14 protein-coding genes, 1 tRNA gene and 1 other annotated feature (1 of these 16 only partly in view) are annotated in these 15,219 nt (G+C 42.9%); of the genes, 14 read left to right on the top strand and 1 reads right to left on the bottom strand.

Features of this window, described 5'->3' with window-relative positions:
• Positions 1–251 (top strand) — a binding site (T-box leader); it begins 38 nt to the left of the window's first position.
• 101 nt (positions 252–352) lie between these two features.
• From ilvB to DWX57_RS03115, 5 genes are all read left to right on the top strand, one after another.
• Positions 353–2,077, top strand: coding sequence for a biosynthetic-type acetolactate synthase large subunit (gene ilvB, locus DWX57_RS03095; protein ID WP_022216433.1), 1,725 nt, complete (start codon positions 353–355; stop codon positions 2,075–2,077).
• Between the two features lie 82 nt (positions 2,078–2,159).
• Positions 2,160–2,666, top strand: coding sequence for an acetolactate synthase small subunit (gene ilvN / locus DWX57_RS03100; protein WP_055272955.1), 507 nt, complete (start codon positions 2,160–2,162; stop codon positions 2,664–2,666).
• Between the two features lie 81 nt (positions 2,667–2,747).
• Positions 2,748–3,194: a D-aminoacyl-tRNA deacylase gene (gene dtd / locus DWX57_RS03105; protein WP_120123020.1), complete on the top strand. Its 447-nt coding sequence runs from the start codon at positions 2,748–2,750 to the stop codon at positions 3,192–3,194.
• A 166-nt stretch (positions 3,195–3,360) separates the two neighbouring features.
• Positions 3,361–4,023 (top strand): DivIVA domain-containing protein, encoded by a 663-nt coding sequence (locus DWX57_RS03110; RefSeq protein WP_117548939.1) that lies wholly within the window; start codon positions 3,361–3,363, stop codon positions 4,021–4,023.
• A gap of 14 nt (positions 4,024–4,037) precedes the next feature.
• The gene (locus tag DWX57_RS03115; RefSeq protein WP_120123021.1) at positions 4,038–4,367 is read left to right on the top strand and encodes an SCP2 sterol-binding domain-containing protein; all 330 of its coding nucleotides are present in this window, start codon (positions 4,038–4,040) and stop codon (positions 4,365–4,367) included.
• Between the two features lie 109 nt (positions 4,368–4,476).
• Here the strand turns inward: DWX57_RS03115 and DWX57_RS03120 are convergent, their stop codons facing one another.
• Complete coding sequence (locus DWX57_RS03120) at positions 4,477–5,505, bottom strand: 3-deoxy-7-phosphoheptulonate synthase (RefSeq protein ID WP_022216437.1); 1,029 nt, start codon at positions 5,503–5,505, stop codon at positions 4,477–4,479.
• Positions 5,506–5,654: 149 nt separating this feature from the next.
• On the opposite strand from DWX57_RS03120, the gene DWX57_RS03125 reads away from it, so the two are divergent.
• The 9 genes from DWX57_RS03125 (at position 5,655) to ilvC (ending at position 15,180) form a co-directional block, all read left to right on the top strand.
• Positions 5,655–6,902: a D-alanyl-D-alanine carboxypeptidase family protein gene (locus DWX57_RS03125; RefSeq protein WP_120123022.1), complete on the top strand. Its 1,248-nt coding sequence runs from the start codon at positions 5,655–5,657 to the stop codon at positions 6,900–6,902.
• Positions 6,903–6,912: 10 nt separating this feature from the next.
• A complete protein-coding gene (locus DWX57_RS03130) occupies positions 6,913–7,767 on the top strand; it encodes a metallophosphoesterase (protein ID WP_242992604.1) in 855 nt (284 codons plus the stop codon).
• A 126-nt stretch (positions 7,768–7,893) separates the two neighbouring features.
• A complete protein-coding gene (locus tag DWX57_RS03135) occupies positions 7,894–9,498 on the top strand; it encodes a L,D-transpeptidase family protein (protein WP_165852752.1) in 1,605 nt (534 codons plus the stop codon).
• 9 nt (positions 9,499–9,507) lie between these two features.
• Positions 9,508–9,595 (top strand) — tRNA-Ser (locus DWX57_RS03140).
• A 68-nt stretch (positions 9,596–9,663) separates the two neighbouring features.
• The gene (locus tag DWX57_RS03145; RefSeq protein ID WP_243106157.1) at positions 9,664–10,479 is read left to right on the top strand and encodes a purine-nucleoside phosphorylase; all 816 of its coding nucleotides are present in this window, start codon (positions 9,664–9,666) and stop codon (positions 10,477–10,479) included.
• A 15-nt stretch (positions 10,480–10,494) separates the two neighbouring features.
• A complete protein-coding gene (gene rnhA, locus DWX57_RS03150) occupies positions 10,495–10,977 on the top strand; it encodes a ribonuclease HI (protein WP_022216442.1) in 483 nt (160 codons plus the stop codon).
• Positions 10,978–10,994: 17 nt separating this feature from the next.
• Positions 10,995–13,421: a homocysteine S-methyltransferase family protein gene (locus DWX57_RS03155; protein WP_120123025.1), complete on the top strand. Its 2,427-nt coding sequence runs from the start codon at positions 10,995–10,997 to the stop codon at positions 13,419–13,421.
• Between the two features lie 186 nt (positions 13,422–13,607).
• Entirely contained in the window at positions 13,608–14,084 is a 477-nt protein-coding gene (gene ilvN / locus DWX57_RS03160; RefSeq protein ID WP_015534958.1) for an acetolactate synthase small subunit, read from the top strand.
• 70 nt (positions 14,085–14,154) lie between these two features.
• Positions 14,155–15,180, top strand: a complete 1,026-nt coding sequence (gene ilvC, locus DWX57_RS03165) for a ketol-acid reductoisomerase (RefSeq protein ID WP_015534957.1) — start codon at positions 14,155–14,157, stop codon at positions 15,178–15,180.
• The last annotated feature ends 39 nt before the right edge of the window (positions 15,181–15,219 follow it).

The following is a 15,219-nucleotide window of genomic DNA, read 5'->3' on the forward strand; positions in this document are numbered from 1 at the left end:
GATCAACAGAGAGAAGACGATGGTGAGAGTCTTCATCAGGAATGTGTGGAAGGTAGCCTTCGAGCAGTGGATTGAAAGATTGCAGCATACATATTTGTCGGCTGTTGTCGAGTAGGTTTCAACGGTTTTCCCCGTTACAGGAATAAGATATTAATAATGATTACAGTGATAATTTATTATAGTATCTGATGAGTGCAGACATTTGTCTGAATTTAGGTGGTACCACGGATATGAGCATATTCGCCCTAAGCGTAAAACAGTTGCGCTTAGGGCTTTTTCTATGCATGGGATGCATATATACATCCCGAGGCGTAAGTTTAGATTATCATGAACTTTACAGGAGGTATAAGATATGGAGATCAATGGAGCAAAGATGTTTGTAAAAGCGTTGCAGGAAGAGGGGGTAGACACTCTGTTCGCATACCCTGGTGGAACGGCGATAGACCTGTTTGATGCGTTGTATGATGCAGAAGGTATCGATATGATACTTCCAAGACACGAGCAGGCGCTTGTCCACGCAGCAGATGGATATGCACGTTCAACAGGAAGAGTTGGAGTGTGTCTGGTAACAAGTGGTCCGGGTGCGACAAACCTTGTAACGGGAATTGCCACAGCCAACTACGACAGCGTGCCACTGGTATGTTTTACAGGACAGGTTCCAATGAATCTTATTGGAAATGATGCTTTTCAGGAGGTTGATATAGTTGGAATCACAAGAAGCATATGTAAGTATGCAGTCACAGTAAGAAAGAGAGAAGATCTTGCAAGGATCATTAAAAATGCTTTTTACATAGCAAGAACCGGAAAGCCAGGTCCTGTAGTTGTTGATATTCCTAAGGATATACAGCTTGCCATGGGAAGTGACGAGTATCCTACAGAAGTAAATATCAGAGGTTACAAGCCTTCAGAGGGTGTACATGTTGGACAGATCAAGCGAGCCCTTGCGGAGCTTAAGAATGCAAAGAAGCCTGTGTTCCTCTGCGGCGGCGGAGTCAATATCGCACATGCGAGAAAAGAAATGCAGGAGCTTGCAGAGAAGACCGGTATACCTGTAGTTACTACAATTATGGGTAAGGGTGCTATACCTACTGACCATCCACTCTATGTCGGTAACATCGGTATGCATGGTAACATGGCATCCAACAAGGCTATCATGGAGAGCGATGTTCTTTTCTCCATCGGATGTAGATTCAATGACCGAATAACAGGTACTATAGATACATTTGCCAAGAATGCCAAGATCATACATGTTGATATAGATGCAGCGTCCATATCAAGAAATATAAAGGTAGATATACCTATTGTTGCTGATGCCAAGGTTGCCATATCCAAGATGCTTGAATATGCAGAACCTCTTGATATCAAAGGCTGGGTGGATGACATTATGAATGTCAAGGCTGAGTATCCTATCAACATGAACAGATATGATGGTGTGACCCCTGAGGCTATCATCAGAACCATAAACGATATGTACAGCAATCTCATCGTTACAACTGATGTTGGACAGAATCAGCTCTGGACAACGCAGTACATTGATATAGACGAGAACAAACAGCTCTTAACTTCTGGAGGCCTTGGAACCATGGGTTATGGATTTCCTGCTGCCATAGGCGCAAAGCTTGGCAACATGGATAAAGATGTTATCTGTATATCCGGAGACGGCGGAGTCCAGATGAACATTCAGGAGATGGCTACAGCTGTTGCGCTTGAGCTTCCTGTTACCCTCTGTATACTGAACAACGGCTATCTCGGCAATGTACGCCAGTGGCAGGAGCTGTTCTTCAATAAGAGATACAGCAGTACATGTCTCAGATACAGAAGAAGATGTAACAGAGACTGTCAGAATCCGGATAAATGCTGTCCAAAGTATTCTCCTGACTTTGTAAAACTGGCAGAGAGCTATGATGCAAAGGGCATCAGAGTTACAAAGCCTGAGGAAATCAGGCCGGCATTTGAGGCTGCCAGGGCAAATACAAACGGACCTACAGTTATAGAATTCTTCATCGATCCTACGGCCAACGTATTTCCTATGGTTCCGGGTGGAAAGTCACTGAATGACATGATACTTGACTGCTGATATTGATAAATTGATTTTATATTGGTAATAGAATGGTACATATATATATTTGTATATTATCCAGATGAAAGGGGTATATAGAATGAGCGTAAAGAAGAGATGGATATGCCTGTTCGTAGAGAATGAGGTAGGTGTACTTGCAAGAATTTCAGGTTTGTTTTCAAGCAAATCATACAATATAGATACTATAACCGTTGGAGTAACCGAGGATGAGACAATATCCAGAATGACCATCGGTTTCACCAGTGATGACAGGACATTTGAGCAGGTGAAAAAGCAGCTCAATAGAAGTGTTGAGGTTATCAAGGTAGTTGACTACACTGATATAGCCATTCACAACAACGAGATTTTATTTATCAAGGTCAACAGCTGCTCAAATGAAGATAAGGACGAGGTATTCCGAATTGCAAATGCATTTGGCTATAAGATAACAGATTATAATAAGAAATCTGTTCTTGTTGAGTGCGTTCAGACGGATGCAAAGAACGACAATGCCATAAAACTGTTCAAGGAGAGTTTCCCTAACAGGATAGAAGTTGTAAGAGGCGGCAGTGTTGCAGTTGAAGCGATAAGCATGTCGGACAGATAGAACAACCGGCAAATAGCGGTCAAAATGATATTGCTGGTAAAATAGTCTGTAAAAAGATTATGAAAGGATCCGTAAAATAAAATGAAATTTGTAATACAGCGTGTCAATCACGCATCAGTCGAGGTAGATGGCAAAGTGATCGGCAGCATACAGAAAGGTTTTCTGGTTTTTGTCGGAGTATACGATTCGGATACCAAAGAGATTGCTGACAAGATGATAAACAAGCTTGTGAAGATGAGGATATTTGCCGACGAAAATGGCAAGACAAATCTTGACATAAACAGTGTAAACGGCCAACTCCTGATCGTATCTCAGTTCACTCTGTGCGCAGACTGCCGGAAGGGAAACAGACCATCATTTACGGGGGCAGGAGCGCCTGATATGGCCAATGATATGTATGAGTATATAATTGAAAGATGCCGTGAGTTTGTGCCTGTGGTTGAACATGGAGAATTTGGCGCAGATATGAAAGTAGATCTGTCCAATGATGGGCCATTTACCATATTACTTGACAGTAATGAATTGTAATATATCCATGATTTGCCGAAAAAATTGTAATATATTGGGAAAATTTTATAAAATCCAACAATATTGTTGAAAAAATGAATATTTGTTAATATAATTACAAGTGGAGTTTCTATATGCAAAGGATAATATTATAGAGAGAACTAATACTGAAAAGGAGAACTATACAATGACAAAGGATCAGATTGAATCTAAAACCTTTAAAAAAGGACTTTTTGGATATAATAAGGATGAGGTTAACAGCTTCCTGCGCTCAGTTGCAGAAGATTATGCAGAACTTGAGACAAAGTATGCAGCTCTTGAGTCAGAGAACGAAGTGTCAAAGAAGAACCTTATGGAGAACAGCGTAAAGATTTATGAGCTTGAGAAGCAGCTCGAGCAGGCTGCTCCTGGTTCCAAGAAGGAAGCCAACGCAGCAAATGCTGAGGCTAACAAGATAATAAACGACGCTAAGAAGAAGGCTAACGAGGTTATCGCAAATGCAAAGGCTGAGCTTGCCAAGCTCAAGGAAGAGATGGAGACACTCAAGAGCGGATCAAGTGCAAAGGTTGCTGAGGCTGCAGATAAGGTTGAAGCTGCAGTTGAGGCGGATCCTATAACAAAGCTTAAGATGAAGTCGCAGGGCGGAGATGCACCTCAGAAGCTCAAGATGACACCAAAGGCTGCTCCAGAGGCAGAGCCAAAGCCGGCAGCATTCACAGGTAAGAGTGCTCAGGCTGCTCAGGAGGAAGAGGAAGAAGAGCTTATCATCGGAGAAGTTGAAGAGGGCGTTAAGCGTAATCAGGTACTTATCGGCGATGGCGATGAGGATGCAGATTTCGAGTTCTTATAAGATTGGGTGTTTATATGACGTATAAAGAATGCGTGGAGTGTATTGACGGCGTTCTCAGTTCTTTGGAATTGGCGGATATTGGTGATTGTTGTCTTCAGTTCAATGTTATCGGCAATGATAGTGGGGTGTTCTACATAGATATAAGGGATCATGCTGCCAGATTAACAGAGGATTCGGACAGGGAGTATAAGGTTAAATATGTATTTACAGTTCCAGTTCTTTCGAGACTTTTGAGAAGAGTTGTCGATCCGATGTATGCGTATACTACAAGTAAATATAAGATGATGGGAGATGTGTCTTTGGGAAGATGCATCCTCGTCAAACTCTGCGAGGCTTCGGCCTGACAGATAAATAAAGAAAACCGGTGGTATCATGATAGATCCGCCGGTTTTTTTTTGTTGTATAAGCACAGCACGTGTAATTGTATAAGCGCGCAGGCTTAAAATGTATTTTTTACAGAAGATCAGCAACTTCTTTGAGAAGTCTCTCTGTCTTATCCCATCCAAGACAAGGATCTGTGATAGACTTACCATAGCATCCACCATCTACTGGCTGGTTGCCATCCTCAATATAACTCTCAACCATAACACCCTTTACAAGATTCTTGATCTCAGAATCGTAATTCCTGCTGTGGATTATCTCTTTGACAATTCTTGGCTGTTCAATAAATTTCTTGCCAGAATTATTGTGGTTGGCATCAACTATACATGCATGATTTACGAGGTTGAACTTCTTGTATGTGTCAGCAAGGAGCCTGAGATCCTCATAGTGATAATTGGATATAGACTGTCCATGCTTATTCAGTGCACCTCTCAATATACAATGTGTCAAAGGATTTCCGTCTGTATGTGCCTCCCATCCAGAATAGAGGAATGTGTGGTGATGCTGTCCTGCTATACAGGAATTCATCATAACGTTGTAGTCACCACTTGTAGGATTCTTCATACCTACAGGAACATCCATTCCACTTGCGGTAAGTCTGTGCTGCTGATCCTCAACAGAACGTGCGCCTATGGCAACGTAAGAGAGGATATCATCTACATACTGCCAGTTTTCTGAATAAAGCATCTCATCAGCAGCGGTGAGTCCTGTCTCCCTGATAGCTCTTATATGCATTTTTCTGATGGCGTAAAGGCCCTCGAGCATGTCTGATGCCTTTGTAGGATCAGGCTGATGGAGCATTCCTTTGTAACCATCACCAGTAGTTCTTGGCTTGTTAGTATATATACGTGGAATGACCAGTATCTTATCCTTAACTTCATCTGCAACCTTTGCAAGACGATTCTGATAATCGCAAACAGCATCCTCATTATCTGCTGAACAAGGTCCGATGATAAATATAAATCGGTCATCATCGCCTACGAAAATTTTTCTGATCTCTTCATCTCTTCTGGCTTTGATGGCTTTCAACTCGCTTGAAAGAGGGTATAGTTCCTTGATCTCATCGCCAGTTGGTACTCGTTTAACTAATTTCATACTCATGAAACATGTCCTCCTTTTTTCTAGCCATTGATTATATCAGAAAAACTTTACAAAATAAAGAAAATAATACTATATTGGTGGGATAAAAAGTCATATTGCCGGATAAATGCATAATATAATATATAAACAGAAACTGAAAGAGGAGTTGTATGCTGCATTTTCCGGATAGAAAAAAGATGGGCAGGAAGAAAAATATCAGAAGATTATCTGTTATAACGGTACTCATCTTTATCATATTTGCAAACACAGTGAGTACGAATCTTATGGTATATGCAGAGGAACAGACAGAGACTCAGGCGGCAGACCAGACAGAAGTTCTGGAGGTGGAATCTCCAAGCTGTATACTCGTTGAGGCATCCACAGGTCAGGTGTTATTTGAGAAAAACTGTGATGAAGCCATGGCTCCGGCTTCGGTTACAAAGGTTATGACGCTTCTTCTGGCTTTTGAGGCGATAGAGGCCGGACAAATGACTCTTGATGATATTGTAACTGTGAGTGAACATGCTGCGTCCATGGGCGGATCGCAATGCTTCTTTGAGGCAGGAGAAGAACAGACTGTTGAAGATATGATAAAGTGTATTATAATTGCATCCGGAAACGATGCGGCTGTTGCCATGGCGGAAAAGGTTGCCGGAAGCGAAGAAGCGTTTGTGAAAAAGATGAATGAGAGGGCTGCTGAGCTGGGGATGACAAATGCAAGTTTCAAAAATGCGTGTGGCCTGGATGCGGATGGACATAAAATGTCAGCAAGGGATATCTCCATAATGTCCAGAGAACTCATAACAAAATATCCTGCCATCTTTGATTATTCAGGCATATGGATGGATTCGATCATACATAAAACACGAAGGGGCGAGAGTCAGTTTGATCTCGTCAACACAAATAAATTTTTGAATATGTATACAGGAGCAACCGGCCTTAAGACAGGTTTCACAAATACCGCAAAATATTGCATGTCGGCGACTGCTGAGAGGGACGGCATACAGCTTATTGCTGTCATCATGGGAGCTGATACAAAGGATATCAGAAACAAAGACGCCTGCAGGCTGCTTGATTATGGATATTCGATGTGCCAGAAATATACAGATCTGAATATTCTTCAGGAAAAAGAGATTTCCATAGACAATGGCACCGAAAGTTGTGTTACAATTAAGACCGACTCACAATTCACCGGGATCCTGCTTGCGGGAGAACACGCGGAGGATGTGAAGAAGAAACTGGAGATGAGAGATCCTCTGACTGCCCCGGTTGACAGTGGTGAAGAGCTTGGAAAGATGAGCTATTATATTGGCGAGAGGTGCATCGGTTCAGTGCCGATATATGCGGCGGAGAAGGTTGATTCCATGAGTATGAAGTACGCTTTCGTTAAAGTGCTCAAGTTACAATTTACATATTGAGGTTAAATACATGAAGATTTTTTTAGTTGTAGTTATCGTACTATGCATTATAACGCTTGTTAATGTTTTGATAGAGAGTTACCGCGAAAACAGAAGAATCTCGTTTTCAAATTATCAACTGCATGACAGGAGAATAAGAAAAAAAGCCCGGATAGTCATGATATCAGATCTCCACAATGCGGAATTTGGAAAGGACAACGAGAAGCTTATAAGCTGTATAGAAAAGATCAATCCGGATTTCATACTGGTGGCGGGGGATATAATAGTCGGGAAGCCGGGACTTACAGTAGATATAGGTATACATTTCCTGAATGAACTTGGCAAGCGTTTTCCTGTGTATATGGGAAAAGGAAATCATGAGATGCGCGCATCCATATATGAAAAATATGGTGATATGTGGAACAGGTTATATGAAGGAACAAAAGATAACATCACCTGGCTTATAAATGAAAGTGTTCATCTTGATGAATACAATGTCACGATATACGGACTTGACATGAAGACGGAATATTACAGAAGATTCAAAAAGCTCGATATGGATGAAGAGTATCTGCTGAATGAACTTCCACCGATAAGCAGATCCGATTACAATATACTTATAGGACATGATCCCGATTATTTTGAAGAATATTCCAGATGGGGCGCTGATCTTACTGTATCCGGCCATGTACATGGCGGACTTGTGATCCTGCCATTTCTCGGAGGCGTGATATCGCCTATGATCAGACTGTTTCCGAAATACTATAAGGGGTTATATTCCTGCGATGGACATAATATGATAGTCAGTGCAGGACTCGGACTTCACACTATCCGAATCAGAGTTAATAACGAACCGGATCTGGTGACCATCAATTTGTCCAGATAACAGTGCGTTAGCCTATTATATTTAAACATAATTAAGAGTTGAATTATAGCAATATAGCATATAATATTATGTATGTTGGACATAAGTTCGCATGGAATTATGTGCGAAGGGGAAGAGCGTGATTTTATGAACAATAACACAGATGATAACAATATAGATAAAGATAATGTGAACACTGATGCCACTGAAGAGACAGTTGCTGAAGAGACAATATTCGGAGGGACAGAGGCCGAACCGGAGACTGCGGCATCGGATGCAGCCATTCCCGATGGAGCAGGAATACCGATATTCCCAGATAATGAAGCTTCTGATGAAGCGGACGAACCGGATGACAAGCCTGCAAAAAAGACTCACAGAGCTTTGAAGATCACAGCGGCTATATGTGGAGCGGTGGTCGTATGTACATATATAGTTATATCGATATGGTTCATGTTCCATTACAACTACAAGACATACATCAATGATATAGACTATTCGTTTTACTCACTTGATGATGTCGATGCATACATAGAGAGTTACATACAGGATTATTCCCTCGCACTCAAGCTCAGGGGCGGTGAGGAACATGTCATAAAACCAGAAGATATATCGCTTGATATAAAGCCGAATATAACAGCCAAGAAGATCATAAGCGAACAGAATGGTTTTATCTGGCCTTATTACATGCTAAAGAGAAAAGATTATGACCTTTACTATTCAGCGTCGTATGACAAGGATGCTCTCGAGAAGCTTTTGAAGAGCTATGACAGTCTTGACGAGTCCAAGATGGAGAAACCGGAAGATGCCTATGTTACGATCAAGGATGGAGAATCAACAATTATTCCTGAATCTGAAGGAAATTATCTTGATTTTGACAGATTATGCTGTATAATAGATGAGGCGATTGTTAAAGGTGAATCCGTGCTTGATGTATCGGAAAGTGACGCATACGAGAGTCCTGAGCTCACAGCCGACAGTGAAGAGATAGTAAATGAGCAGAAGGAACTTGCAAAGATCCTTGAGATGACCATTACATATGAGATAGATCAGGTGTCATGGAAGCTTACCAGCAAGGAATATGGCGACTGGATCAGCAACGTAAAAGGAAAATGGAAATTCTCAGAAGACAAGGTGCATGAGTATGTCGAGAATATCGCAAGCAGATACGATACATACGGTGTGCCGAGGAATTTCAGAACTCATAATGGTGATGTCATCACTCTGGCGAATACCTGGTATGGCTGGATGATCGATGTGGACGGTGAGACAGAAGAGCTCATGAAGCTTCTTGAAGCCGGAGAGTCCACAACACATACACCGCCGTTTGACTGCTACGCTGCAGTTTATCACGATGGCGGCGATGATATCGGTGATTCATATATCGAATGTGATTTTGGCCAGCAGCATGTATATGCATATGTAGACGGCAATCTTGTGTGGGATTCCGACTGCGTAACCGGAAGCCTTGCAAACAATGGCAAATACAGAACACCTGAAGGTGTATATACGATCCTGTATAAGAAGACACCTGCTGTGCTTATCGGCGATGACTATGAGACTCCTGTAACATACTGGATGCCATTCATAGGCGAGCTGGGAATCGGATTCCATGATGCATCGTGGAGAAGTTCATTCGGCGGTGATATATACAAGAACAGCGGATCCCATGGATGTGTAAATCTTCCTGTATCCGCGGCAGAACAGTTGTTTAATATAGTATATGACGGAATGCCTGTCATCTGCTATTATTAAAGTGTAATTGGAGACGTACCCAAGAGGTTGAAGGGTCCGCACTCGAAATGCGGTAGGTCGGGCAACCGGCGCGAGGGTTCAAATCCCTCCGTCTCCGTTATAATTTATATAGATCCTGGTCAGGAATAATATCCTGACCTTGTTTTGTATTATGGGGGTGATGATTTGGTAACATACGATCAGTTGACGGAGGCTGCCTCGTATTTGAGACATGCGATAGGAGATGTTCCTGATATAGCCTTTATCCTGGGCAGTGGTCTGGGACATATGGCGGACGTTATTGAGAACCCTGTGTATGTGGATTACGGAGATATTCCACATTTTCCTGTATCTACAGTAGCAGGACACAGAGGCCGCTTCGTATACGGATGTATCCACGGGAAAAAGGTCCTTATCATGCAGGGACGGGTCCATTATTATGAAGGATACGATATGAGCCAGGTTGTCATGCCTGTCCGTGTCATAGGGCTGCTTGGTGTAGATAAACTTCTGCTCACAAATGCTGCAGGCGGAATATCTGAGAAGCTTGAGCCGGGCGATATCATGATGATAAGTGATCATATTTCAACATTTGTACCATCGCCACTCATTTGCAGTTACTACAATAAATTGGGTGTGAGATTTCCCGATATGACACATGTCTACGATGTGGAGCTGAATAGCTATATCAGAGAAGCATTTGCTGAAAATGATATTGATTTCAGGTCGGGTGTATATATTCAGGTCACCGGTCCTCAGTATGAGACTCCTGCAGAGATAAGAATGTTTGCGGTAATGGGGGCAGATGCAGTTGGAATGAGCACTGTATGTGAAGCCATAGCTGCAAGACATATGGGAATGCGTGTCGCAGGTCTTTCCTCAATATGCAACAAAGCTGCAGGCCTCGGCGGAGAGCTTTCGCACGAGGAGATCATTGCGGCGGGCGATGAAGCGTCAGGAAGACTTGTTCGTATCATAGACTCATTTATACAGAAAATATAATTATGGAGATCATATATGGATGTAATATTGTACACTGATGGATCTGCCAGAGGCAATCCAAATGGACCTGGTGGATATGGCGCTGTTCTTCAGTTTATCGATGCAAAGGGACAGCTTCATGAGAGAGAATACAGCCAGGGATATATAAAGACAACAAACAATAGAATGGAGCTTATGGCGGCGATAGTCGGGCTTGAGGCTCTTATAAAGCCATGTAATGTGAAATTGTATTCAGATTCACAGTATCTGTGCAACGCATTTAACCAGCACTGGATAGAGGGCTGGATCAAAAAAGGCTGGAAGCGCGGCAAGAATGAACCGGTCAAAAACCGGGATTTGTGGGAACGTCTGCTTGCAGCAAAAGCACCACACAACGTGGAATTCCTGTGGGTCAAGGGTCATGCCGGCAACCCTGGAAATGAGAGATGTGACATGCTTGCAACAGCAGCCGCAGACGGCGATGGAAAAATAACTGATGAAGGTCTGGATCAGGCCTGAGTACGAGGAGATAAGACATGAAAAAGACAGATTTCAGAAAACTGTTTGATGATAAGATACTTATACTTGATGGAGCCACAGGAACAAATCTTATGAATGCAGGCATGCCTCTTGGCGTGTGCCCCGAGAAATGGATACTTGAACATCCACAGATAATGTTTGACCTCCAGGTTGCATATCTGAACGCCGGCACAGATATTCTGTATGCTCCAACCTTTACATGTAACAGGATAAAACTCAACGAGTATGGGCTTGCCGATGACCTTGAGGACATGAACAGAAGACTTGTAAAATTGTCTAAGGAAGCGGTCAAGGCTGCAGGCCATGGCCTTGTGGCGGGCGATATCACCATGACCGGCGAGATGCTCTATCCTATGGGAAAACTGAAGTTTGAAGAGCTGGTCGACGTGTATAAGGAACAGATAAAGGTCATAGACGAGAGTGGTTGTGACCTGCTTGTGGTCGAGACCATGATGAGCCTCGCTGAGACCAGAGCTGCGGTTATTGCGGCAAATGAAGTGTCAGATCTCCCTATAATCGCCAGCCTTACATTCAACGAGGATGGACGTACCCTGTATGGAACCGATCCTGTGACAGCAGTAAATGTTCTTCAGAATCTTGGAGTGGCAGCTATAGGTGTAAACTGTTCCACAGGCCCTGATAAGATGGTCGAGCTTGTTGGACAGATGAAGAGCATCGCATTTATCCCTGTATTTGCAAAGCCGAACGCCGGAATGCCGGAGCTTGTAAATGATAAAAGCGTATATCGGATGACCCCTGAGGAATTTGCTGAAGATATGAAGATGATAATCGAGGCCGGGGCTGGAATGGTTGGTGGCTGTTGCGGTACGAGACCTGAACACATAAAGGCTCTTGCTGATATGGCTTCCAAGATGCCTGTTCCTGAGATAAGTTCAGAGCATGTCAGATGTATATCATCTGAGCGTTCATCTCTCATAATAGATCTGGATGCTCCGTTTAAGGTTGTTGGAGAGAGAATCAACCCGACTGGAAAGAAGAAGCTTCAGGCTGAACTCAGGGAGGGATCTCTTGAGCTTGTCATGAATATGGCCGAAGAGCAGGTAGATAAAGGCGCTTCAATACTTGATATCAATGTCGGTATGAATGGTATCGATGAGAGAGATATGATGCTTAAGGTAGTATATCAGGTATCGCAGGCTGTAAACCTTCCGTTATGCCTTGATTCCAGCTCACCAGAGGTACTTGAAGCGGCACTTCGTATCTATCCGGGACGTGCGCTTGTCAATTCAGTATCCCTTGAGAAGGTGAAGATGGAAGAGATACTGCCTCTTGTAAAGAAGTACGGAGCTATGTTTATTCTTCTTCCTCTGTCGGATAAGGGGCTTCCGGAGAGTCCACAGGAGAAGGAGGACATAATCAACACGGTGCTTGGCACTGCGTATGAGATGGGATTTACGAAGAATGATGTGGTTGTGGACGGACTTGTTGCAACGGTCGGTGCCCAGAAGGACGCTGCCATCAACTGCCTGAAAACCATAAACTACTGTTATAACAACGGACTTGCAACCATCTGTGGTCTGTCCAACATTTCATTTGGACTCCCTGAGAGAATGTTTGTAAATACAGCATTCCTCACCATGGCTATTTCTCGTGGACTTACGATGGCTATAGCAAATCCTTCCCAGACCATGCTTATGAATGCTGCATTTGCTTCTGATATGCTGCTTTTCAAGGAGGAGAGCGATGTCCGTTATATTGAGAATGTCAAACCTCTTGAGCTTGCCTCACCGGGAGCGGGTGCATCCGGCGGCAAAGCAGGATCTGATCTGGAAGGAAAAAGTCAGATTTATATAGATGTTCTCAAAGGAAATAAGAGAACCATACTTGACGATGTACATGCTGTGCTTGACAGCGGAGCTGATCCCCAGTCCATCATAGATAACGATCTGATAGGTGCGATAAATGAGGTTGGACGACTCTTCGAGAAGAAAAAATATTTCCTGCCACAGCTCATATCAAGTGCTGAGACCATGGAGATGGCGATAGGTGTTATAAGTCCACTTGTTCTGAAGGACAAGGACAGCTCTGATATGCCTACCATAGTCGTGGCGACAGTTGAGGGCGATATACATGATATAGGTAAGAACCTCGTGGTTCTTATGCTCAGAAACTATGGATTTAATGTTATAGATCTCGGCAAGGATGTTCCTTGTGATGTGATAATACAAGCGGCAAAGGATAATAACGCCAGCATAATCGGACTGTCAGCCCTCATGACAACCACCATGGTCAAGATGAAGGATGTTGTTGAAGCTGTGAAGGAGAATGGCCTGGACAGTAAAGTTGTTATAGGCGGTGCAGTTATAACCGAGAGCTACGCCGAGGAGATCGGTGCGGATGGATATTCCGAGGATGCGGCAAACTGCGTGGTTGTAGTCAAGAATCTTTTGGGCATAGAGTAAATATTTGGAAAAATCCGGATATCTCACTATAAGTTTTGGGGTATTTGTAAATACACAACAAAAATTATCAGAAATAACAGATAAAAATAATTACAAAATTCACGTTATAAATTGACATTAAAGTGGTTTATAACTATAATAATTTAGTACATTTTAAAGAGACGAGTTGAAAGGTGGTACATATAGATGGGTAATATTGTTTTGTCACTGCTTGTTGACAACACATCGGGAGTTTTGAGCAGAGTGTCAGGACTGTTCAGTAGAAGAGGTTATAACATTGACAGTGTGACAGTAGGAGAGACTGAGAATCCCGCTTATTCCAGAATGACTGTTGCAGTTAGCGGCGATGAAGCCAGTCTCATCCAGATTAAAAAGCAGCTCAACAAACTTGAGGATGTAGTAGATATCGTAGAACTTGAGCCGGGCAAGTCTGTGTGCAGAGAGCTTGTACTTGTCAAGGTCAAGGCAAATCCATCTGAGAGAAAAGACATTATCTCGGTTGCAGATATTTTCAGAGCAAATATAGTTGACGTTTCAAAAGATTCGGTTATTATAGAACTTACGGGAACAACAACCAAGTGTGAGGCGTTCCTCAGACTGCTCGATGGACATGAGATAGTTGAGCTTGTACGCACAGGTCTCACAGGTCTCATCAGAGGTTAATACGTTTTTAATTATCCAAGTGGTAGTTAATATATAAGTCATTTTATACATATTTAGGAGGATTAAAGAAATGGCAGAAGCAAAGATTTATTATCAGCAGGATTGCAATCTTTCATTACTTGATGGAAAGACAATCGCAATCATAGGATATGGTAGTCAGGGTCATGCACATGCCCTCAATGCTAAGGAGTCAGGATGCAATGTCATCATCGGTCTTTACGAGGGAAGCAAGTCATGGGCTAAGGCTGAGGCACAGGGATTTAAGGTATACACAGCCGCTGAGGCTGCAAAGCAGGCTGATATAATTATGATTCTTATCAACGATGAGTTACAGGCAGATATGTACAAGAAGGATATCGAGCCAAACCTTGAGCCAGGTAACATGCTTATGTTCGCTCATGGTTTCAACATTCACTTCGGTTGTATCAAGCCACCAAAGGATGTTGACGTAACAATGATCGCTCCAAAGGCACCTGGACACACAGTACGTTCAGAGTACCAGGCAGGAAAGGGTACACCTTGTCTTGTTGCTGTAGAGCAGGATGCTACAGGTAAGGCACTTGACCTTGCACTTGCATATGCACTTGCAATCGGTGGAGCAAGAGCCGGCGTTCTTGAGACAACATTCAGAACAGAGACAGAGACAGACCTCTTCGGTGAGCAGGCAGTCCTTTGTGGTGGTGTTTGTGCACTTATGCAGGCTGGTTTCGAGACTCTTTGCGAGGCTGGTTATGATCCAAGAAACGCATACTTCGAGTGTATCCATGAGATGAAGCTTATCGTAGACCTTATCTACCAGTCAGGATTCGCTGGAATGAGATATTCAATCTCTAACACAGCAGAGTACGGTGACTATATAACAGGTCCTAAGATCGTTACAGCAGAGACAAAGAAGGCTATGAAGCAGATCCTTAAGGACATCCAGGATGGTTCATTTGCTAAGGAGTTCCTACTTGACATGTCACCAGCAGGACGTCAGGTTCACTTCAAGGCTATGAGAAAGCTTGCTTCAGAGCATCCATCAGAGAAGGTTGGAGAGCAGATCAGAGCACTTTATAGCTGGAACAACGAGTCAGACAAGCTTATCAACAACTAATTTCTGGTTATATATTTAAACGTATACACTTTACCCGGT

Origin of the sequence: Coprococcus sp. AF19-8AC, from assembly GCF_003603115.1 — a bacterium.
Classification (GTDB): domain Bacteria; phylum Bacillota; class Clostridia; order Lachnospirales; family Lachnospiraceae; genus Coprococcus; species Coprococcus aceti.

Bases quoted from the DNA above. Each gene is read 5' to 3' on its own strand.
- DWX57_RS03110 (WP_117548939.1), top strand. From the start codon at position 3,361: ATGACAAAGGATCAGATTGAATCTAAAACCTTTAAAAAAGGACTTTTT.
- DWX57_RS03130 (WP_242992604.1), top strand. From the start codon at position 6,913: ATGAAGATTTTTTTAGTTGTAGTTATCGTACTATGCATTATAACGCTT.
- DWX57_RS03155 (WP_120123025.1), top strand. From the start codon at position 10,995: ATGAAAAAGACAGATTTCAGAAAACTGTTTGATGATAAGATACTTATA.
- rnhA (WP_022216442.1), top strand. From the start codon at position 10,495: ATGGATGTAATATTGTACACTGATGGATCTGCCAGAGGCAATCCAAAT.
- ilvB (WP_022216433.1), top strand. From the start codon at position 353: ATGGAGATCAATGGAGCAAAGATGTTTGTAAAAGCGTTGCAGGAAGAG.
- DWX57_RS03115 (WP_120123021.1), top strand. From the start codon at position 4,038: ATGACGTATAAAGAATGCGTGGAGTGTATTGACGGCGTTCTCAGTTCT.
- DWX57_RS03125 (WP_120123022.1), top strand. From the start codon at position 5,655: ATGCTGCATTTTCCGGATAGAAAAAAGATGGGCAGGAAGAAAAATATC.
- dtd (WP_120123020.1), top strand. From the start codon at position 2,748: ATGAAATTTGTAATACAGCGTGTCAATCACGCATCAGTCGAGGTAGAT.
- DWX57_RS03120 (WP_022216437.1), bottom strand. From the start codon at position 5,505: ATGAGTATGAAATTAGTTAAACGAGTACCAACTGGCGATGAGATCAAG.
- ilvN (WP_055272955.1), top strand. From the start codon at position 2,160: ATGAGCGTAAAGAAGAGATGGATATGCCTGTTCGTAGAGAATGAGGTA.
- ilvC (WP_015534957.1), top strand. From the start codon at position 14,155: ATGGCAGAAGCAAAGATTTATTATCAGCAGGATTGCAATCTTTCATTA.
- DWX57_RS03135 (WP_165852752.1), top strand. From the start codon at position 7,894: ATGAACAATAACACAGATGATAACAATATAGATAAAGATAATGTGAAC.
- ilvN (WP_015534958.1), top strand. From the start codon at position 13,608: ATGGGTAATATTGTTTTGTCACTGCTTGTTGACAACACATCGGGAGTT.